Origin of the sequence: Sphingopyxis italica, assembly GCF_011926545.1 — a bacterium.
GTDB classification, from domain to species: Bacteria; Pseudomonadota; Alphaproteobacteria; order Sphingomonadales; family Sphingomonadaceae; genus Sphingopyxis; species Sphingopyxis italica.
In genome coordinates this window covers 519,091-539,289 of the sequence record NZ_JAATIT010000003.1, presented here as the reverse complement: position 1 = coordinate 539,289, position 20,199 = coordinate 519,091, and the positions used below count along the sequence as shown (strand labels likewise).

At 65.8% G+C, this 20,199-nt stretch carries 18 protein-coding genes; 11 read left to right on the top strand and 7 right to left on the bottom strand.

Annotation, left to right across the window (positions count from 1 at the left end):
• Positions 1-16: 16 nt before the first annotated feature.
• Positions 17-2,038: a glycoside hydrolase family 97 protein gene (locus GGR90_RS13895; RefSeq protein WP_167922033.1), complete on the top strand. Its 2,022-nt coding sequence runs from the start codon at positions 17-19 to the stop codon at positions 2,036-2,038.
• Positions 2,039-2,047: 9 nt separating this feature from the next.
• Here the strand turns inward: GGR90_RS13895 and GGR90_RS13890 are convergent, their stop codons facing one another.
• A complete protein-coding gene (locus GGR90_RS13890; protein WP_167922032.1) occupies positions 2,048-3,379 on the bottom strand; it encodes an SLC13 family permease in 1,332 nt (443 codons plus the stop codon).
• 80 nt (positions 3,380-3,459) lie between these two features.
• Between GGR90_RS13890 and GGR90_RS13885 the strand changes: the two genes are divergently transcribed.
• On the top strand, positions 3,460-4,323 hold the full coding sequence (locus GGR90_RS13885) for a hypothetical protein (protein ID WP_167922031.1): 864 nt from the start codon (positions 3,460-3,462) through the stop codon (positions 4,321-4,323).
• A 62-nt stretch (positions 4,324-4,385) separates the two neighbouring features.
• On the opposite strand, the gene GGR90_RS13880 is transcribed toward GGR90_RS13885, so the two are convergent.
• The 5 genes from GGR90_RS13880 to GGR90_RS13860 all read right to left on the bottom strand — a co-directional run bounded on the left by GGR90_RS13880 (position 4,386) and on the right by GGR90_RS13860 (position 9,294).
• Positions 4,386-5,372 (bottom strand): quinone oxidoreductase family protein, encoded by a 987-nt coding sequence (locus GGR90_RS13880; RefSeq protein ID WP_167922030.1) that lies wholly within the window; start codon positions 5,370-5,372, stop codon positions 4,386-4,388.
• Between the two features lie 100 nt (positions 5,373-5,472).
• Positions 5,473-7,311, bottom strand: coding sequence for a DEAD/DEAH box helicase (locus tag GGR90_RS13875; protein ID WP_167922029.1), 1,839 nt, complete (start codon positions 7,309-7,311; stop codon positions 5,473-5,475).
• 150 nt (positions 7,312-7,461) lie between these two features.
• A complete protein-coding gene (locus GGR90_RS13870; protein WP_167922028.1) occupies positions 7,462-8,634 on the bottom strand; it encodes a BaiN/RdsA family NAD(P)/FAD-dependent oxidoreductase in 1,173 nt (390 codons plus the stop codon).
• Between the two features lie 7 nt (positions 8,635-8,641).
• Positions 8,642-8,821 (bottom strand): hypothetical protein, encoded by a 180-nt coding sequence (locus tag GGR90_RS13865; RefSeq protein ID WP_167922027.1) that lies wholly within the window; start codon positions 8,819-8,821, stop codon positions 8,642-8,644.
• Entirely contained in the window at positions 8,818-9,294 is a 477-nt protein-coding gene (locus GGR90_RS13860) for a GreA/GreB family elongation factor (RefSeq protein WP_167922026.1), read from the bottom strand. Before GGR90_RS13860 ends, GGR90_RS13865 begins: the two co-directional genes overlap by 4 nt.
• Before the next feature lie 120 nt (positions 9,295-9,414).
• Between GGR90_RS13860 and GGR90_RS13855 the strand changes: the two genes are divergently transcribed.
• Positions 9,415-10,164: a head GIN domain-containing protein gene (locus GGR90_RS13855; RefSeq protein ID WP_167922025.1), complete on the top strand. Its 750-nt coding sequence runs from the start codon at positions 9,415-9,417 to the stop codon at positions 10,162-10,164.
• Positions 10,165-10,207: 43 nt separating this feature from the next.
• Positions 10,208-10,930 carry a head GIN domain-containing protein gene (locus GGR90_RS13850; protein ID WP_167922024.1) on the top strand — a complete coding sequence of 241 codons (723 nt, stop codon included), beginning with the start codon at positions 10,208-10,210 and terminating at the stop codon, positions 10,928-10,930.
• Positions 10,931-11,133: 203 nt separating this feature from the next.
• Here GGR90_RS13850 and GGR90_RS13845 read toward each other — a convergent pair whose 3' ends face one another.
• The gene (locus tag GGR90_RS13845; protein WP_167922023.1) at positions 11,134-11,937 is read right to left on the bottom strand and encodes an SDR family oxidoreductase; all 804 of its coding nucleotides are present in this window, start codon (positions 11,935-11,937) and stop codon (positions 11,134-11,136) included.
• 110 nt (positions 11,938-12,047) lie between these two features.
• On the opposite strand from GGR90_RS13845, the gene GGR90_RS13840 reads away from it, so the two are divergent.
• The 7 genes from GGR90_RS13840 (at position 12,048) to GGR90_RS13810 (ending at position 20,197) form a co-directional block, all read left to right on the top strand.
• The gene (locus GGR90_RS13840) at positions 12,048-12,572 is read left to right on the top strand and encodes a hypothetical protein (protein WP_167922022.1); all 525 of its coding nucleotides are present in this window, start codon (positions 12,048-12,050) and stop codon (positions 12,570-12,572) included.
• 219 nt (positions 12,573-12,791) lie between these two features.
• On the top strand, positions 12,792-13,058 hold the full coding sequence (locus GGR90_RS13835) for a hypothetical protein (RefSeq protein ID WP_245198663.1): 267 nt from the start codon (positions 12,792-12,794) through the stop codon (positions 13,056-13,058).
• Between the two features lie 109 nt (positions 13,059-13,167).
• Positions 13,168-15,903, top strand: a complete 2,736-nt coding sequence (secA, locus tag GGR90_RS13830) for a preprotein translocase subunit SecA (RefSeq protein WP_167922021.1) — start codon at positions 13,168-13,170, stop codon at positions 15,901-15,903.
• Positions 15,904-16,262: 359 nt separating this feature from the next.
• Positions 16,263-17,660, top strand: a complete 1,398-nt coding sequence (locus tag GGR90_RS13825; RefSeq protein WP_209023754.1) for a circularly permuted type 2 ATP-grasp protein — start codon at positions 16,263-16,265, stop codon at positions 17,658-17,660.
• Positions 17,661-17,665: 5 nt separating this feature from the next.
• Positions 17,666-18,610: an alpha-E domain-containing protein gene (locus tag GGR90_RS13820; protein WP_167922020.1), complete on the top strand. Its 945-nt coding sequence runs from the start codon at positions 17,666-17,668 to the stop codon at positions 18,608-18,610.
• A gap of 2 nt (positions 18,611-18,612) precedes the next feature.
• Positions 18,613-19,416, top strand: a complete 804-nt coding sequence (locus GGR90_RS13815; protein WP_167922019.1) for a transglutaminase family protein — start codon at positions 18,613-18,615, stop codon at positions 19,414-19,416.
• A 46-nt stretch (positions 19,417-19,462) separates the two neighbouring features.
• Positions 19,463-20,197, top strand: coding sequence for a proteasome-type protease (locus tag GGR90_RS13810; protein WP_167922018.1), 735 nt, complete (start codon positions 19,463-19,465; stop codon positions 20,195-20,197).
• Positions 20,198-20,199 lie beyond the last annotated feature (2 nt).

Sequence of the window (20,199 nt, the reverse complement as noted above, 5' to 3'; positions counted from 1 at the left end):
CAGTATGAGAGACGCGATGAACCTGAAGACGCTTCCCCTGTTCGGCCTGTCGATGCTCGCCATGGCTTCGCCTGCGGCGGCGCGCGAATGTGCGCAGTCCCCCGGCAAGATACTCGAGCTGTGCGTATCGGTCGAAAATGGCGAGGCGCGCTATCGGGTGACGCGTGGCGGCGTGACGGTCATCGCGCCGTCGCGGCTCGGGCTGCGCTTCGCGGGAGAAGCCGATCCGCGCTTCGCGGGCCTCGGCACCGCCAGGCGAAGCTCGGTCGATACGACATGGGAACAGCCGTGGGGCGAGCAAAGGCTGATCCGCGACCGTCACAATCAGCTGTCGGTGACGCTCGCCGGCGACACGCCGCTCAACCGGGCGGTCGGGGTGACCTTCCGCCTCTTCGACGACGGCTTCGGCTTCCGTTATGATTATGGCGCGATCCCCGCCGGGCAGGCGGTGTCGGTGGTCGCCGACCACAGCCAGTTCCGCACCGTCGGCGCGTATCAGGCCTGGTGGTACGAGGGGCTGGGGCAGGAACGCGACGAATATCTCTATAAACAGACCGACGCGCGGCGGATCACGCTCGCCGAAACCCCGCTGACGCTGAAGGGTGACAACGGCCTCTATCTCAGCTTCCACGAAGCGGCGCTGGTCGATTTCCCGTCGATGCTGCTGCAAGGCGATGGCGCGGGCACCTATAATGCCTGGCTGATGCCCTGGCCTGACGGCATACTCGCGAAAAAGACGGGGCCGTTTACGACGCCGTGGCGCACCGTCCTCGTCGGCGAAACCCCTGGTGCGCTCGCCGACAGCCGGATCACGCTCAACCTCAACGAGCCGAGCAAGGTTTCGGGCATCGGCCAATGGTTCAAGCCCGGCAAATATGTCGGCATCTGGTGGGAAATGCACCTCGAGAAATCGACCTGGGGCAGCGGCCCCAAGCATGGCGCGAACACCGCCAACGTGAAGCGATACATCGACTTCGCCGCCCAATATGGATTCGACGGCGTGCTCGTCGAGGGGTGGAATAAGGGTTGGGACGGCGACTGGATCGCCAATGGCGACAAGTTCAGCTTCACCCGCGCCTATCCCGATTTCGACCTTGCGGAGATCACGCGCTACGGCAAGGCGAAGGGGGTCAAGCTGATCGGCCATCATGAAACCGGCGGCGGGGTCGAAAATTATGCGCGGCAGCTGGACGCCGCGCTGAAACTCTACGCCGACCACGGCGTGTCGTTGATCAAGACCGGCTATGTCCGCCACAGCGGGACGATCAAGGATGGGGCTGGCGGGATGCAATGGTTCGCGGGCCAATATATGGTGCGCCACCATCTCGACGTCGTGAAGCGCGCCGCGGAGCATCGCATCGCGATCAACACGCACGAGCCGGTGAAGGACACCGGGCTGCGCCGCACCTGGCCCAATTGGGTAAGCCGCGAGGGCGCGCGCGGGCAAGAATTCAACGCCTGGGGCAATCCGACCAATCCGCCCGAACATATGACGATCCTGCCCTTCACGCGGATGCTCGGCGGGCCGATGGATTATACGCCCGGCATCTTCGACATCGCACGCGGCGGCACCGAGCTGACGCGGCGGGTGCAATCGACGCTCGCGACCCAGCTCGCCGAATATGTCGTCATCTATTCGCCGATCCAGATGGCGGCCGACCTCCCCGAAAATTACGAAGCGCGGCCGGACGCGTTCCGGTTCATCCGCGACGTGCCCGCCGACTGGGAGCGATCGCACACGCTCCAGGGCGCGATCGGCGACTATATCGTCGTCGCGCGACAGCAGCGCGGCGGCGGCGACTGGTATCTCGGCGCGATCGGAGACGAAGAGGCGCGCGAGCTTCGGCAGCCGCTGGCCTTCCTCGCGCCGGGTGCGCGCTACGAGGCGCAGATCTATGCCGACGGTCCCGGCGCCGATTATCGCAGCAATCCGGGCGCGCTGACGATCGAGAAGCGGCAGGTCACCCGCGCCGACACGCTGACGCTAAGCCTCGCCCCCGGCGGCGGGACCGCCATCCGGTTTCGCCGCGTCGAATAGGATCAGGACCTAGAACGGAAAGAAGAACTGGATGGCCATGATCGCCACCACGCAGGTGATGATATTGAGCGGCAGGCCGATGCGCACGAAGTCGAGATAGCGATAGCCGCCCATCTGATAGACGATGACATTGGTCTGATAGCCGAAGGGCGTGGCGAAGGCGGCGCTCGCCGCCATCATCACCGCGACGAGGAAGGGCCGCGGGCTGACGCCGAGACTGTCGGCGAGCGCCACCGCGACGGGCGTGATGAGCACCGCGACGGTCGCGTTGGACAAAAGTTCGGTGAGGATCATCGTCAGGAGATAAAGGATGATGAGCGCGATCAGCGGGTTGAGGCCGTGAACGCTGTTGATGAGCAGCTCGGATGCTTCGGCCGCGAGCCCGCTCTGCTCCATCGCGATGCCGATCACCACCATGCCCGCGATCAGGATCAGGATTTCGGGCCTCAGCCCGCTATAGGCCTCGTCGGCGCTGATCACGCGCAGCAGGATCAGCAAGACGGCGCCCGCGAAGGCGGTCGCCGCGATCGGTGCCACGCCCATCGTCGCGAGCGCGACCGCCGCGACGAATGTCACGAGCGCGATCGCGGCCTTCAGCGGCTGGAGCGGGCGTTTCACCTCGAACAGGCGGGCATCGCCGATCTGTGCACTGCCGATATGCGCTTGATCGATCTCGGCCGGCGCGCCCTCGCGTTCCTCGGCCGCGTAACGCCCGCCGAGCAGCCGGCCGCTCACCAGAAAAAGGTAGAGCCCGCCGGCGAGCGCCATCGGAATGCCGACGGGCGTGATTTCGAAAATGCCGAAACGCGGCTGCCCCGCGACGCTCGCCATGTCGTCGACGAGCAGGTTGGTCGACGTGCCGATCAGGGTGCAGCAGCCGGTGAGGATGGTGACGTAGGACAGCGGGATCAGGAAACGCTTGGGTGAAAGTCCCAGCGAGGTGGATACGTCGCGAATCACCGGCGCGCCGAGGACGACGATCGGCGTCGAGTTGAGAAAGCAGGATACCGAGCCGATCATCGAGAGCAGCAGCCAGATACCGCCGGTGCCGAGCCGCCGGCACATCGCGACCGCCGATGCGATGGCGCGGTCGAGCAGCCCGGCGAGTTCGAGCGCATAGGCGATGACGAACAGCGACGCGAGGGCGATGATCGCCGGACTGGCGAAAGCGCTCTGCACCTCGACCGGCCGCACGACCCCCGTCATCAGCAGCACCGCCGCGCCGGTCAGCGCGACGACATCGGCTCGCACCTTGTCCCAGATGAGCGCCGCGACCACTGCGGCGAGGACGAACAAGGTCAGGATCTGGTCCACCGACATCGATCCTGCGTCATGCGGCATCGCTCCCAAGTCAATGTCCAACGACAAAAAAATTTTGCTTGGGGTCTGGAGGATGCGCGCGGATTTGCTATCGAGGGACGATGCAGGAACCCAGCGTCAGAACCAGCCGGCTCGCCATCGCCGGCGGACTCGCCGCAATTCTCGTCGTCGGCGGTGGCGGCTTCTTTCTCGGCCGGACGACCGCGCCGGTGCCCCCGGCGCCCGTGCCCGTCGTCGTTCCGGCGCCCACCCCGGCGCCCGTCCCCGAAACGCCCAAAGACCTCGGACGCGGCGACCTCATCGCGCTCACGCAGCGTGCGGCGGATGCTTTCGCGTCGGGCGAGGCCATGCCAAAGGCGGTGGCCGACGCTGCCGGGCGCCGTTTCGAACTGCTGCTGCCGTTCGGATGCGGGGGGCCGAGCGAGGCCGAAACCAGCCTGCCTATGCAGTGGCGCTATGACGAAGCGGAGGGGACGCTGCGCGTGTCGGTCAAGCCGACGATGTGGAGCAAGGCCGACTGGAATCTCGACAACCGGGCGACCACCGGCGCCGCCGAAGGCTTCTGGATCACGCGGCCCTGGTCGAGCAGCGGCGCCTGCCCGCCGCGCGCGGGACAGGCCTTCTCGCGCGGCGTCGAACCGCTCACTTTACCTGGGCAGACGCTCGCCATCGCTCAATTCTTCGAAGGCGATGCGGATCGCGACGGGCGCCGCAACGGGCGGCCGTTCGAAACGGTGACGCGCGTCGCCGCCGATAAATTCGACGGTTCGCGGGGATTCCGTCTGCGTATTGCGGGCCGGATCGAAGCCATCGCCGGGAATGCGCCGATCCGCTGCATCCAGCCCGCCGGGGCCGAGCAGCGCCCGATCTGCGTCATCGGCGCGCGTATCGACACCGTTCGGCTCGAAAACCCGACGAGCGAGGAGGTCCTCGCGACCTGGACGATCGGGCGTTCGGGCCAATAGCCCTTTCGCCGGACCGGCGACGCTGAGTCAAAACGCGCTGCCGTCCCGCCAGCGGGAAGGGTCTATGGATGCTCGGGAATCAGCAGGCTCGACCCCGTCGTGCGCCCGGCTTCGAGGTCGGTGTGCGCGCGTGCCGCATCCTCCAGCGAATAACGCTGGCCCACGGTGATCTTCACCGCGCCGCCCTCGATCATCTCGAACACGCGCGCGGCGCCCGCGGCGCGCTCGCCGGGAAGGTGGTAATAGTCGAACAGGGTCGGACGGGTGACGAACTGCGATCCATGTTGCGCCAGGATGCCCAGGTTCACGCCGGTCACCGGGCCACCGGCATTGCCGTAGCTGACGATGAGCCCGCGCCGCGCGGTCGCTTTGAGCGAGGTCGCCCACGTCGCCATGCCGATGCCGTCGAAGGTGACAGGGACGCCTTGGCCGTCGGTGATTTCGCGGACGTGCGCGGCGACATCGTCCTGCTTGTAGCGGATGACATGGTCGGCGCCGGCTTCGCGCGCGGCGTGCTCCTTCGCTTCGGTGCTGACCGTGCCGATCACCGTCGCACCAATCGCCTTCAGCCACTGGACGAGGATCAGCCCGACCCCGCCCGCCGCGGCGTGGACGAGCACGGTCGTGCCCGCTTCGACCCTGGCGCAGCGGTCGACGAGCGCCTCGACCGTGCAGGCCTTGAGCAGCGCGGCGGCGGCGGTTTCATCGTCGATGCCGGGCGGCAGCTTGAACAGCGAGGATGCGGGGACGAGCCGTGCCGACGCATAGGCATTACGCTGCGGCCCGAAGGTCGCGACCCGGTCGCCGGGCTGGAGGCCGTGAACGTCGGCGCCGATCGCGATCACCTCGCCGGCGGCTTCGACGCCCAGCCCGCCGGGGAGGTCGATCGGATAGGTCCCATCACGGTGATAGGTGTCGAGATAGTTGAGCCCGACCGCACTCTGGCGGACGAGCACCTCGCCGGGGCCGGGATCGCCGAGCGTCACCTCGCGCCAGTCGATGACCTCGGGTCCGCCCTGGCTTTCGATAAAGGCTTCGATCGCTTGCATGCGCCGCTCTCCTGCTCTCCGGTCCATCTGGTGGACCGGAGAGAAGAGCGCAAGGTCGGTGCGATGAAAGCCCCTCCTCTAAAGAGGAAGGGATGGTTCGCTACTTGCTCGGACGACGCGGGCTGCGCTGGCCGTACGGCTTGGGCTTGTAGCGGTCGTTGCCACCCGGGCCGCCCGGGCCACGCGGGCCCGAACGATCACCGAAACCACGATCGCCGCCGGGCGCCCGGCCGAGCGTGTTGCGCGGAGCGCCGTCGCGCGGGCCCTTATCGCGGCGCGGCGGATAGGTGGGGCCGTCGGGCGCGGGGGTGATCGACACGCCGCTATCGTCCTCGCCATCCTGATTTGCGGTCCGCACCACCGCCTCGGCGAAGCGGTCGGCGATCGCGCGCGGGATGTTGAACATCGTTTCCTTGGGACCGATGCGGATCGCGCCGATTTCGTTCTTGCTCACATGGCCGCGGCGGCAGAGCAAAGGCAGGATCCAGCGCGGGTCGGCGTTCTGGTGGCGGCCGATGTTGAGGCGGAACCAGACGCTGTCCTCGAAGCCGTCGCGGCGTTCGCCGCCGCGTTCCGGCCGCTCGAAACGCTCGCCGCGCTCGGGGCGGCCGGCGGCGTCGCGGCCGCGCGGACCGTTGTCGAGCAGATCCTCGGGCGGCGGCATCAGCGCGCGGTGCGCCTGAACGAGCGATGCGGCAATGTCTTCGGGCGTGCGCTCGGCCATCAGGCGCTGCGCGAGTTCGATATCTTCGGCTTCATGCTCGACCGGCGTCAGCAATTTCTCCATCAATCGTTCCTGGTCGCGCGCGCGCACATCGGCGGCGGTCGGCGCATCCATCCATTCGGCGTTGATCCGCGCGCCGCGCAGCATGCCGTCGACGCGGCGGCGGCGCGGATAGGGGACGATGATGACTGCGGTGCCCTTTTTGCCCGCGCGGCCGGTGCGGCCCGAACGGTGCTGGAGCGCCTCGGCGTCGCGCGGGATTTCGACATGGATGACGAGGCTGAGCGTCGGCAGGTCGATGCCGCGCGCGGCGACGTCGGTCGCGACGCAGACCTTTGCGCGGCGGTCGCGCAGCGCCTGCAGCGCCTGGTTGCGCTCGTTCTGGCTATGCTCGCCCGACAAGGCAACCGCGGAGAAACCACGCTCGACCAGGCTGGCGTGAAGGCGGCGCACATTGTCGCGCGTCGCGCAGAACAGCATCGCGGTTTCGGCGTCGTGCAGGCGGAGCAGGTTGACGACCGCGCCCTCGATGTCGGCGGGCGCGACGGTCACCGCCTGATAGGCGATGTCGCCATGGCCGCGGTCTTCGCCGACGGTCGAGATGCGAAGCGCATCCTGCTGGTAACGCTTGGCGAGCTGGACGATCGGCTTCGGGAGCGTCGCCGAGAACAGCAAGGTACGGCGGGTTTCGGGGGTGCCGTCGAGGATTTCCTCGAGATCGTCGCGAAAGCCCATGTCGAGCATTTCGTCGGCTTCGTCGAGCACGGCGACGCGCAGCGCGCTGAGGTCGAGCGCGCCGCGCTCGAGGTGATCGCGCAGGCGTCCCGGCGTGCCGACGACGATCTGCACGCCCTGGCCGAGGGCGCGGCGTTCCTTGCTGGCGTCCATGCCGCCGACGCAGGTCGCGATGCGCGCGCCGGCCTTGCCGTAAAGCCAGCTCAGTTCGCGGCTGACCTGCAGCGCGAGTTCGCGCGTCGGGGCGACGATCAGCGCGAGCGGCGAGGTCGCGAAGGGCAGGCGGCCGTCCTCGATCAGCTCGTCGGCCATCGCGAGGCCGAAGGCGACGGTTTTGCCCGAGCCGGTCTGGGCGGAGACGAGCAGGTCGCGGCCCTTGGCCTCGGCCTCGGTCACATGCGTCTGCACGGGGGTGAGCGCTTCATAGCCGCGCGCGGTAAGGGCGTCCGAAAGGACGGGAGAAAGATTTTCGAAAGGCATTTTGTTCTTCTTATCCTGGAACGGCAAAGGCGCCGTGGTTTCGTTCTTCGCCGCCCGGGATTCGGCCCGGGTCTATCGCCTGAGTCCGAAAAAATTGGGTCGTGGATGCTGAAACATGTTCAGCATGACGATGAATTATATGGGTTTTTCCTAAAGGGCTTGACCCGCAGCATATCCGCTGGCCCAGGCCCATTGAAAATTATAGCCGCCCAGCCACCCGGTGACGTCCACGGCTTCGCCGACCGCATACAGGCCGGGAACGCTTTTGGCCATCATTGTTTGCGATGACAGGTTTGCGGTCGAAATTCCCCCGACGGTGACCTCGGCCTTGGCGAAGCCTTCGGTGCCATTGGGATGGAAGGGCCAGCGTTTGAGCTGTGCTTCGGCCTCGGCGAGCTTGCGATCACTCTGCGCGCCGAGTTCGCCCGCCAGCGCGAGGCGTTCGGCCAGCGTCTGGGCGAGGCGATCGGGGAGCGCGAGCGCCGCGGCGAGCGTCGCGCGCGGGCGCGCGCGCTTGGCTTCGAGCAGCCAGCCGGGCGCGGCATCGGGGAGGAAGTCGATCGTCAACGGCTCGCCGTGGCGCCAATAGCTGCTCACCTGAAGGATCGCGGGGCCGGACAGGCCCTTGTGCGTGAAGAGCGCGGCTTCGCGGAAAGCCGTTTTTCCCGCGCGCGCGCCGACCGGGGTCGCGACGCCGCTGAGGTCGCGGAACAGCACATCACCGCCGCCGAGCGTCAACGGAACGAGCGCCGGGCGCGGCTCGACGACCTTCAGCCCGAACCGGCGCGCAAGATCATAGGCGAAGCCGCTCGCGCCCATCTTGGGGATCGACGGACCGCCGGTCGCGATGACGAGATTGGGGGCGGTGAAGTTCTGGTCGCCGAAGGCTACGCCGAATGCGCCATCGGCGTGCGTCACCTCGCGCACCGGCTGGCCGCAGCGGACATCGACGCCGCCCTTTGCGCATTCGCCCAGCAGCATCGCGACCACCTGTTTCGCCGAGCCGTCGCAGAAAAGCTGGCCGAGCGTCTTTTCATGATGCGCGATACCGTAGCCGTCCACGAGGGCGATGAAATCGGCGGGCGTATAGCGCGCGAGCGCCGATTTGGCGAAATGCGGGTTCGCCGAGATATAGCGGTCGGGCGCGGTGTGAATGTTGGTGAAATTGCACCGCCCGCCGCCCGAGATCAGAATCTTCTTCCCGACCTGCTCGGCGTGATCGAGCAGCAGAACGCGCCGCCCCCTTTGCCCCGCGACCGCGGCGCACATCAGCCCGGCCGCGCCGGCACCCAGCACGATGGCGTCATAATCGGGAGCGGTCATGGAAGTTTCAGTGCAACTTCGCGATCGAGAGGCCCTCGGCCTTGGCGCGGACTTTCACCGATTCCTCGCTGCGCGTCAGCGCCTTGGCGATCGCTTTCAATGCCATGCCCTTTTTGGCGAGCGTGTGGAGCTTGTCGATCTCGGCCGCGGTCCACGGCTGCTTGTGACGCTCGAACTTGTCCTTCATGCCATGACCTCCCGATCGGCGGCGGCGGCAAGGATTTCGATCGCATCCTCGCGCCCCTGAAATGCCACCATGTCACCAGCCTCGGTGCCCATCAAGGCGCGGCCGAGCGGCGCGGTGAAGGCGATACGGCCCGCGGCGGGGTCGGCCTCGTCATGGCCGACGATCGTGACGGCGCGCTCGGTGCCGTTCAGCGCATAGCGGACGCGGCTGCCGATGCAGGCGACATCGCCCGAGGCCGGTGCCTGCACGTCGGCGGTCGCCTGGCGGGTATGGAAATAGCGCAGCCGGCGCTGGAGTTTCTTACGAGCTTCCTCGTCGGTTTCGGCGGCGATGGCCGCCTGGAGGCGCACGACCTCCTCGCCGAGCAGGCGAAGGCCGCGCGGGGTGACGAGATTCGGCCCGACCGGGATCGGCAGTTCATACTCGGGCTCTTTATGTTCGTCGTCGCTCTCGCGGCGAAAGGCTACGCTCATCGTCTCTTTCCTGAAAGATGCGCGCCTCTGGCCCACGAAGGTGGCGACAAGATGGCGGCTTGCACTGGACAATGGCGGCGGGCGTGTGTTACGTAAATAACACACGAAGGAGATTTTGCGATGCGTAACTGGACGATGGCGGCACTGCCGCTGGCTCTCGCGATGACCGTCACGGCGTGCAGCGCCGAAGTGACGAGCGACGGCAGAAATGACAAACGCACGGTCGACGCCGGGCCGTTGACGACGCAGAGCTTCGACGTCTCGGGCTTCACCGGCGTCAAGGTCGCGGGGCCCGACGACGTCACCATTCGCCGCGGCGATGCCTTTTCGATCACCGCCAAGGGGCCGAAAGCCGTAATCGACGAGCTCGAAATCGAACTCGACGGCGACATGCTGTCGATCGGGCGCAAGAATTCGGGTTTCAGCTTCCGGGGCGACGACAATGATGTCGAGATCGCGATCACCATGCCGGCGCTTCGCGCCGTGCGGCTGACCGGATCGGGCGAGATCGACGCCGATGCGGTCGACGGCGACACGGTCGAGGCGGTCGTGACCGGATCGGGCGACCTCAAGGTCGCGGCACTGAACGGCAAGAGCGCCAAAGTCACCGTGTCGGGGTCGGGCGATATCGAGGTCGGCGGCGGCACGATCGGGTCGGGCAATTTCGACGTGACCGGATCGGGCAATATCGCGGCGGGCGGGCTCGCCGCGACGACGCTCGACGTGTCGATCACCGGATCGGGCGACGTCGATGCGAAGGCAAGCGGCAGCGCCGACATTTCGATTCTGGGTTCCGGCGATGCGACGATCGGGGGCGGCGGCAAATGCTCGACGCGCACGATGGGATCGGGCACCGCGACCTGCAACTGACGCGGCTATGGTGCTGCCGGGCCGAAAAGACTAGGGCGGCAGCATGACCAGCGCCCTGCCATCCATCGCAAGGGGGGTCGCCGTCGCGGCGGCCGCCCTGTCGCTCGCCAGCCCCGCGTCGGCGGCCGAGAAACGCTTCGGCCTTACCAGCTTCGAGGCGATCGAAGTGACCGCCGATGTTTTGGTCGAGGTGGTGACGCGCGCGCCCGTCAGCGCGGTGGCGACGGGGCCGCAGGATGCGCTCGACCGGCTGAGCCTCGAAGCGCGCGACGGCAAGCTGGTGATCGGCCAGCGCCAGTTCGCCGGCGATGAAAAGCGCCGGGGGCCGCGCGGACCGGTGACGATCCGGGTGAACGCGGCGCATCTGAACAGCGCGACGCTGGCCGGGGCCGGCTCGCTCCGGATCGACAAGCTGAAGGGACAGCGCGCGATGGTCGGCCTGCGCGGTCCCGGGGAATTGACCGTCGGCGAGATCGCGGCCGACCGGTTGCAGGTGGCGATGATCGGCAACGGCACGATGACGCTCGGCGGCGCCGCCAAGACCGCGCGGATGACGCTGTCGGGCGCGGGCGCGCTCGATGCCGGCGCGCTGGCGGTGGGCGAACTGATCAGCGACAGCGAGGGCGCGGGCGACCACATCCTGCACGCGGTCAAGAGCGCCGCGGTCACCGCGCGCGGGATCGGCAAGGTCGTCGTGCTCGGGCGGCCGGTTTGCACGGTGCGCAATGTCGGCAGCGGATCGGTGACCTGCGGGGCGGGGAAATAGCTTCGGTTGGAGGGGCAGGTTTCGAGCGGTTGCCGCCATCCTTTTCATCGTCATCCCGGCGAAGGCCGGGATCTCACCCTAACGGTTTTACGCACCGGCGAGATCCCGGCCCCTTCGACTGCCTTGCAGACGCTCAGGACAGGCTTCGCCGGGATGACGAATAAGCTAATGTCGTCAATCCACCCCAAAGCGGACCCCGAAGCTCAATGCCCCGCCGTGCCCAGCCCGTCGATCTTCTTCGACTGGCGCACGATCAGGCCGGGGAACCAGCGCGCGAGGCGCGACAGCCGCCTGGCCATCTTGCCGACGGGCATATGGACGCGGTCGCCATGCACCGCGTCCCACGCCGCGCGCGCGACATCCTCGACCGGCGAAATCTCGAACCCGCTGGCCGACAGGCGGGTGCGCGCGGGTTCGTTGCTGTCGGCGCTGACCTGATCGAGCAGCGGCGTGTCGATGAAGCCGGGCATCAGCGAGCGCACCTTGATGCCGTGCTTGGCGAATTCTATCTCCAGCGCCTCGGTCAGCCCGCGGACCGCGAACTTCGTCGCCGAATAGACCGCGAGGCCCGCGACGCCATAGAAGCCCGACGCCGATCCGGTGTTGAGGATCGCCGATCCCGGCGTCGCCCCCAGCAGCGGTAGCGCCGCATAAATGCCGTTGACGACCCCACCGAAATTGATCGCGATCAGCCGGTCGGCCTCTTGCGGATCCATATCCATATATTGCCCGCCCGACCCGATGCCGGCGTTGTTGAAGAGGACGTCGAGGCGGCCGCCGCTCGCTTTGGCGAACTCGTCGAGCGCGGCCCGCCACTGGTCGCGGTCGCGCACGTCCATCACATGGCGCGAGGACGCGCCTTCGGGGAGCAATGCCGCGGTCTCGTCGATCCCGGCGCGGTTGACGTCGGCGATGCCGACGAACCAGCCTTGCCCCGCGAAATGGCGCGCGACCGCGCGGCCGATGCCCGATCCGCCCCCGGTGATGAAAATCGCTTTCCGTGCCATCCGGCCCCTCCTTACATCGATGTCAATGAGACATGATGCGAAGTCGGCGCCGCGGTCAAGCGGCAATCGCGGCTTGGCAAGATCGGGCGGCGCTCGCTAAGAGGGCGGGGATGACCCGCGGCTTTCGCTTGATCCTCCTGTCGCTGTTGATGCTGTGCGCGGGCCTTTCCGCCCCGGCGCGCGCCGACGTGGTCGTGAGCTTTTACAGCCATGATTTCGGTGATCGTTTCCCGCACGCCTTCATCGTGATGAAGGGGACGCTCGACGCGACGGGAGAGGTCGTCGACGTCAATTACGGTTTTACCGCGACATCGGTCAGCCCCGCGATCCTCTTCGGATCGGTGAAGGGCAAGGTCGAATCTTCGAAGGCGGACTATATCGCCAAGAGCGACCGCCAGTTCGACGTGACGATCGACGATGCGACCTATGGCCGGGTTTTGGCGAAGGTCGCCGAATGGCGCGACCGCGAACAGCCGAGCTACAGCCTCAACAAACGCAACTGCGTTCATTTCGTGATGGAACTGGCCGAAACCGTCGGCCTGAAGGTCAATCGAAAAAGCAAATTGTTCAAGAAGCCCAAAAGCTTCCTGATCGAAGTGAAGGGCCTGAATCCGGGGCTGGAATCAGCCGAATAAGCCATTTCGTCATCCCGGCGAAGGCCGGGATCTCGCCGGTGCGTTAACCTGACAGGGTGAGATCCCGGCCCCTTCGACTGCCTTGCAGGCGCTCAGGACAGGCTTCGCCCGGATGACGAGATGGGGTGGCAACCGCCCCTAGACGCCGCCCCGCTTTCACCCTATGTTCAGGGAACGGGGCGCAATATTCCACGCTCCGGACGTATATAGGGGCGATTCTTGCGGTTATTGCTGACCCTTTTGGCATTGCTGACCGGCCTGGCGACCGCCGACCGGGCGGTGGCTGCGCCCGCCACGCCGGCGGCGATGGGGGCACTGGTTTTGCTGGCCGAAACGGCGGGCAAGGCCGAAGCGAGCGAGAGCGAGCGCCGCCCCACCACCACGACTCCGCCGCGACGTACGTCGAGCGGCAGCGGCAAGCCGCGCAAGGCGGCTCCGCCGTACCTTCCCGGCCTGCTTACCGGTAGCGACCGCGCGCTCGAATAGCGTGGCGATGTCTGCGCCCTCCCGAGGCGCCGCCCCGCGATAGGGGCTCGTTTCCTGTATTTTCGCGGCCACAATGCCGCCATTTCATTCTGATCCCAAGGAAAAACCCATGTTTGCTGGCCTTGCCAAGAGCCTGTTCGGCTCGTCCAACGACCGTTATGTCGCTTCGATCCGCAAGATCGTCGACAAGATCAACGCGTTCGAGCCCGCGATGCAGGCGCTCGACGACGCCGGTCTCCAGGCGCAGACGCAGAGATTCCGCGACCGGCTCGCCGCCGGCGAGACGCTCGACGACATCCTTCCCGAAGCCTTTGCCACGGTGCGCGAAGCGGCGGTCCGCACGCTCGGCATGCGCCATTTCGACGTGCAGATGGTCGGCGGCGTCGTCCTTCACCGCGGCGAGATCGCCGAAATGGCGACGGGCGAGGGCAAGACGCTGATGGCGACGCTGCCCTGTTACCTCAACGCGCTCGAGGGCAAGGGCGTCCATGTCGTGACGGTCAACGACTATCTCGCGACGCGCGACGCCGAATGGATGGGCACCGTCTACGGCTTCCTCGGCCTGACGACCGGAATCATCGTCCCCAACCTCAACGAAATGCAGCGCCGCGACGCCTATAACAGCGACATCACCTATGCGACGAATAACGAGCTGGGCTTCGATTATCTCCGCGACAATATGAAGTTCGACCGCCAGCAGATGGTCCACCGCGAATTCAACTTCGGCATCGTCGACGAGGTCGATTCGATCCTGATCGACGAAGCGCGCACCCCGCTGATCATCTCGGGCCCGACCGACGACAAGTCCGAGCTTTATATCCGCGTCAACGAGGTCGTCCATCATTTGACCGAGGATGATTATGAGAAGGATGAAAAGTCCAAATCGATCAACCTGACCGAAGACGGCACCGAGCATGTCGAGCGGCTGCTCGAAGCGGCCGGGCTGCTTCAGGGCAACAATCTCTACGACATCGAAAACACGCAGGTCGTTCATCACGTCAACCAGGCGTTGAAAGCGATCCAGATGTTCCGCATCGACACCGACTATATCGTCAAGGACGGCAAGGTCGTGATCATCGACGAGTTCACCGGCCGCATGATGGACGGGCGCCGCTGGTCCGACGGCTTGCATCAGGCGGTCGAGGCGAAGGAGGGCGTGCAGATCGAGCCCGAGAACCAGACGCTGGCATCGATCACCTTCCAGAATTATTTCCGCATGTATCCGAAGCTTTCGGGCATGACCGGCACCGCGGCGACCGAAGCCGCCGAATTCTTCGACATCTACAAGATGAATGTCGTCAACATTCCAACCAACCGCCCGATCGCGCGCGTGGACGACGAAGACGAGTTTTACAAGAATATCACCGACAAGTTCGGCGCGATCGCCAAGACGATCCGCGAGGCGAACGAGCGCGGCCAGCCGGTGCTCGTCGGCACCGTGTCGATCGAAAAGTCCGAGTTGCTGTCGTCCTTTCTTGAAAAGGACGGCGTTCCGCACAGCGTCCTCAACGCGCGCTTCCACGAGAGCGAAGCGCATATCGTCGCGCAGGCGGGACGCACCGGCGCGGTGACGATCGCGACGAACATGGCGGGCCGCGGCACCGACATCAAACTCGGCGGCAACGAAGAATTCCGCATCGACGACGAGTTGAAGGACCTGCCCGAAGGCCCCGAGCGCGACGCGGGTATCGCGCGGATCAAGGCCGAGGTCGAAGCCGAGCGCGAGGCGGTGTTGGCCGCCGGCGGGCTGTTCGTGCTGGCGACCGAACGCCACGAAAGCCGCCGCATCGACAACCAGCTGCGCGGCCGTTCGGGGCGTCAGGGCGACCCCGGCCTGTCGAAATTCTACCTCTGCCTCGACGACGATCTGCTGCGCATCTTCGGCCCCGACACGCTCTTTTCCAAGATGATGAACAAGAATCTGGAGGACGGCGAGGCGATCGGGTCGAAATGGCTGTCGAAGGCGATCGAGACCGCGCAGAAGAAGGTCGAAGCGCGCAACTACGACATCCGCAAGCAGGTCGTCGAATATGACAATGTCATGAACGACCAGCGCAAGGTCATCTACGAACAACGCGGCGAGATCATCGACAGCGAGACGGTCGACGAGGTGATGACCGCGATGCGCGCCGAGACGGTCAACTCGATCATCGCCGACGCGTGCCCCCCGGGCAGCTATCCCGAACAATGGGATGTCGAGGCGATGAAGGAACGCGTCGCCAACATCCTCGACCTGTCGCCGCCGATCGATGAATGGATGCAGGAGGATGCGGTCGATGCCGAAATCTTCGAAGAGCGCATCCAGCAGGCGGCCGACGCGGTCGCCGCCGAGAAGGCCGGTCTCGTCGATGCGGAGACGTGGAAGGGGATCGAAAAGTCGGTCTTGCTCCAGACGCTCGACCATCATTGGAAGGAGCATCTCTCGACCCTCGACGCGCTGCGTCAGGTCGTGTTCCTGCGCGCCTATGCGCAGAAGCAGCCGATCAACGAATATAAGCAGGAAGCCTTCGCGCTGTTCGAGCGCATGTTGTCGAATATCCGCGAGGACGTGACGCGCACCGTTGCGCGCATCGACCTGCGCTTCGAAGAGCCCGAGCCGATGCCGCTCCCCGACCTGCCCGATTTCCTGACGACGCACATCGATCCGTTCACCGGCGAGGACAATAGCGGCGACATCGACGCGGGCGCGCTGGGCGTGATCGCGAACACGCTGCCGCCGATGCAGGTGCCGAGGCCCGATCTGCCCGAGGGCGAAAATCCCTATGCCGCGCTGGAGATCAGCCGCAACGCGCCGTGTCCCTGCGGGTCGGGACGCAAGTACAAGCACTGCCACGGGGCGATTTGACGCAATCCATCCCTCCCTTTCAGGGGAGGCAGCGAGGCTTGCCAGCTTGCTGGCTTAGTCGCAGCGGGTGGGGGTCATCGGCCTTACGCAAGGCCGATGACCCCCACCCCAACCCCTCCCCTGAAGGGGAGGGGCTAGATGGTCGCAACCCCCTGATGTTACCGTATCAATCGGCCCCACAAGCCTGCTTGCCAAGGTGCGCGGGCGCGATTAGCATCGCCTTCATAAGCTTGAGGGCCGCGTAGCCAGACAAGCGACGCAGCAGGCAGGAACTATGGGGCCGCGGACGCCCTAAGCATCGCGGCCGGACCGGTGGCGTGTTGCGTGGAAAGGGCTGGCGCATTCATTTTTTCGACGAGATGACCGGACAGGGGGGCGAGGTCCGGTCGCCCTATCGCGAATATTCGGACTGGTTCGGCCGCGAGGATACGGCGCGCATCCAGCGCAAGACGCAGCAGGCGGAGGCGTTTTTCCGCACCACCGGCATCACCTTCAACGTCTATGGCGAGGATGAAGCCGACGAGCGGCTGATCCCCTTCGATGTCGTGCCGCGGATCATCGCGGCGAGCGAATGGCGGCGGCTGTCGCGCGGGATCGAACAGCGCGTGCGCGCATTGAACGCCTTCCTCCACGACATCTATCACCGGCAGGAGATTTTGCGCGCCGGCCGCGTGCCGGTCGAGCTGATCTCGCGCAACGAGGCCTTTCTGCCGATGATGATGGGCATGGACCCGCCGGGCGGGGTCTATACGCATATCAGCGGCATCGATATCGTCCGGACCGGCGCCGACGAATATTATGTGCTCGAGGATAATGCGCGGACGCCCTCGGGCGTGTCCTACATGCTCGAGAATCGCGAGACGATGCTCCAGATGTTCCCCGAGCTGTTCGCGAAGATTTCGGTGCGCGAAGTCGGCGACTATCCGCTCAACCTCCTGAAGTCGCTCGCGGCCTGCGCGCCGCCCGCCTGCAACGGCACGCCGACGGTCGCGGTGCTGACGCCCGGCATCCACAACAGCGCCTATTTCGAGCACAGCTTTCTCGCCGACCAGATGGGCGCCGAACTGGTCGAGGGGCACGACCTTCGCGTCGTCGATGGCCGCGTCGCGATGCGCACGACGCAGGGCTATACCCCGATCGACGTCCTCTATCGCCGCGTCGACGACGACTTCCTCGATCCCCTGAACTTCCGGCCGGACTCGGTGCTCGGGGTGCCGGGGATTTGGGACGTCTATCGCGCCGGCGCGATCACGATCGCCAACGCGCCGGGCACGGGCATCGCCGACGACAAGGCGCTTTACAGCTATATGCCCGACATCATCGAATTCTATACGGGCGAGAAGGCGTTGCTGCCCAATGTGCCGACGTGGCGCTGTTCGGAACCCGAGCATCTGCGCGAGGTGCTCGACCGGCTGCCCGAACTGGTGGTGAAGGAAGTGCACGGGTCGGGCGGATATGGGATGCTTGTCGGCCCCGCGGCGAGCAAGAAGGAGATCGCGGCCTTCCGTGCCAAGCTGGAGGCGAACCCGCGCAATTATATCGCGCAGCCGACGCTGTCGCTCTCGACGGTGCCGATCTTCACCAAGGCGGGGCTCGCGCCGCGGCATGTGGATTTGCGTCCCTTCGTGCTGATGTCGCCGCAGGGGATCAAGATCACGCCCGGCGGGCTGACGCGCGTCGCGATGCGCAAGGGGTCGCTGGTGGTCAATTCGAGCCAGGGCGGCGGGACCAAAGACACCTGGGTCCTGGAGGACTGACGGCGATGCTGGGGAAAACCGCCGGCAGCCTCTACTGGATGGCGCGCTATCTCGAACGGAGCGAGAATAATGCGCGGCTGATCGACGCGGGGTTTCGCATCGCGCTGACGCGGTCGAGCACCGCGCGGTCGGAATGGCGGTCGGTGCTCGTCACCGCGGGGCAGGATTTCGCGTTCCGGCAGGCGCATGGCGAGGATTATATCTCGCAACGCGTCGTCGATTTCCTGCTGCGCGATCCCGCCAATCCGTCGAGCATCCTGTCGGTGGTCAAGCGCGCGCGCGACAATGCGCGCACCGCGCGCACCTATATGACCCGCGAGGTGTGGGAGGCGGTCAATACGAGTTGGATGACGCTCGGCGCGCTGCTCAAGCGGCAGGTGCGCGAGGATGATTTGCCCGATGTGCTCGCGGCGATCCGGCGGCAGAGCGCGCAGGTCGGCGGGACCTTTTCGGGTACGATGCTGCGCAACGACGGCTATAATTTCGCACGGCTCGGCACCTTCCTCGAACGCGCCGACAACACCGCGCGCATCCTCGACGTCAAATATTATCTGCTGCTGCCGTCGGTCGCGCATATCGGCAGCTCGATCGACAATGTGCAGTGGGAGACGATCCTGCGCTCGGTGTCGGCGCACCGCGCCTATCACTGGCTCTATGGGACCGAGATCAGCGCGCTGAAAATCGCCGAATTTCTGATCCTCTACAAGCAGATGCCGCGCAGCCTCGCTTTCTGCTGCGATCAGATGAACGACAATCTCGGGCTGCTCCAGCGCAGTTATGGCGAGGAGGCCGAGGCGGTGCGAATGGGCACGGCGATCAGCCGCGACCGGCTCTCGCGCCCGATCGCGTCGATCTTTGACGGCGGGCTGCACGAGTTCATAACCGACTTCCTCCGCGCCAATGCCGCGCTCGCGCGGCAGATCGAGCGCGATTACCGTTTTGTGGAGTGACTATGCGCCTGCGCGTCGAACACATCACCCATTATCGGTACGACAGCCCGGTCCGCTACGCGCTGCAGCAGGTCAAGCTGACGCCAAAGGAACGGCCGGGACAGCAGCTGATCCACGACTGGACGATCGAGATCGAGGGCGGCGCGCAGCAGCTTCATTATACCGATCATCATGGCAATGGCGTCGATCTGATCGCGGTAAACGGCGGGACGAGCGAACTCGTCATCCGCTGCACCGGCGAAGTCGAGCTGATCACATGGGATGGCGTGATCGGACCGCACCGCGGCGCGATGCCGCTCTGGACCTTCCTGCGGCCCACCCCGCTGACGCGCGCGGGACGCGGGGTGCGCTCACTGACCGCCGAACTCGGCCGCGATTTCGCGAACGACATCGAGCGGGCGCATGCGCTGTCGGCGCTGATCCTCGACAAGCTCCCTTACCGGATCGGGGTCACCGACGCCGAGACGACAGTCGAGCAGGCGCTCGCCGGCGAGGGCGGCGTGTGCCAGGACCATGCGCATATCTTCATCGCCGCGATGCGTCATCTGGGGCATCCGGCGCGCTATGTCTCGGGCTATCTGATGATGAACGACCGGACGCGTCAGGATGCGACGCACGGCTGGGCCGAGGCGCATTTCGAGCATATCGGCTGGATCGGGTTCGATATCAGCAACGGCCACTCGCCCGACCGGCGTTATATTCGCGTCGCGACCGGGCTCGATTATCGCGATGCGGCCCCGGTTCGCGGCATGCGCTATGGTGCGGCGCAGGAAAATCTGGTTGTCCAATTGCAGGTCCAGCAATAAGCGGGCCGGACGATCAGGACTTTCCGGGCGGGGAATACGGGATTCGATGACTTATTGCGTCGGCATGCGGTTGAACAAGGGACTGGTGTTCATGTCGGACACCCGCACAAATGCGGGCGTCGACGACATTTCGCAGGTCCGCAAGATGCGCAGCTGGCACGTGCCGGGCGAGCGCGTGATCACCCTGATGTCGGCGGGCAATCTGGCGACGACGCAAGCCGTGGTGAGCCTGCTCGACGAGCGCACCAAGGCGCCCGAGGAGCGGCATCCGTCGATCCTGGCGGCGCCGTCGATGTTCGCGGTCGCGACGATCGTCGGCGAAACGCTGCGCAACATCGTGATGCGCCACAACGACGAGGGCCAATCCGCGGCGGATTCGCTGTTCCGCGCCTCGCTGATCGTCGGCGGGCAGATCAAGGGTGCCGAACCGCGGCTGTTCCTGATCTATCCCGAAGGCAATTTCATCGAGGCGGGGGAGGATAATCCCTTTTTTCAGATCGGCGAGACCAAATATGGCCGGCCGATCATCGTGCGATCCTATGATCCCGCGATGTCGTTCGAGGATTCGGTGAAACTGCTCTGCGTCTCGTTCGATTCGACGATCCGGGCGAATGCGGGGGTGGACCTGCCGATCGACCTGAAAATCCATGAGCGCGACGACTTCACCACAGTGCGCGAGCGCCGCTTCGAGCGCAACGACCCCTATTTCGAAAGCGTCGCGAACGGCTGGGCCGAGGCGCTGGGGATCGCGCTGGCCGAACTGCCGGACTTTCATTTCTAAGT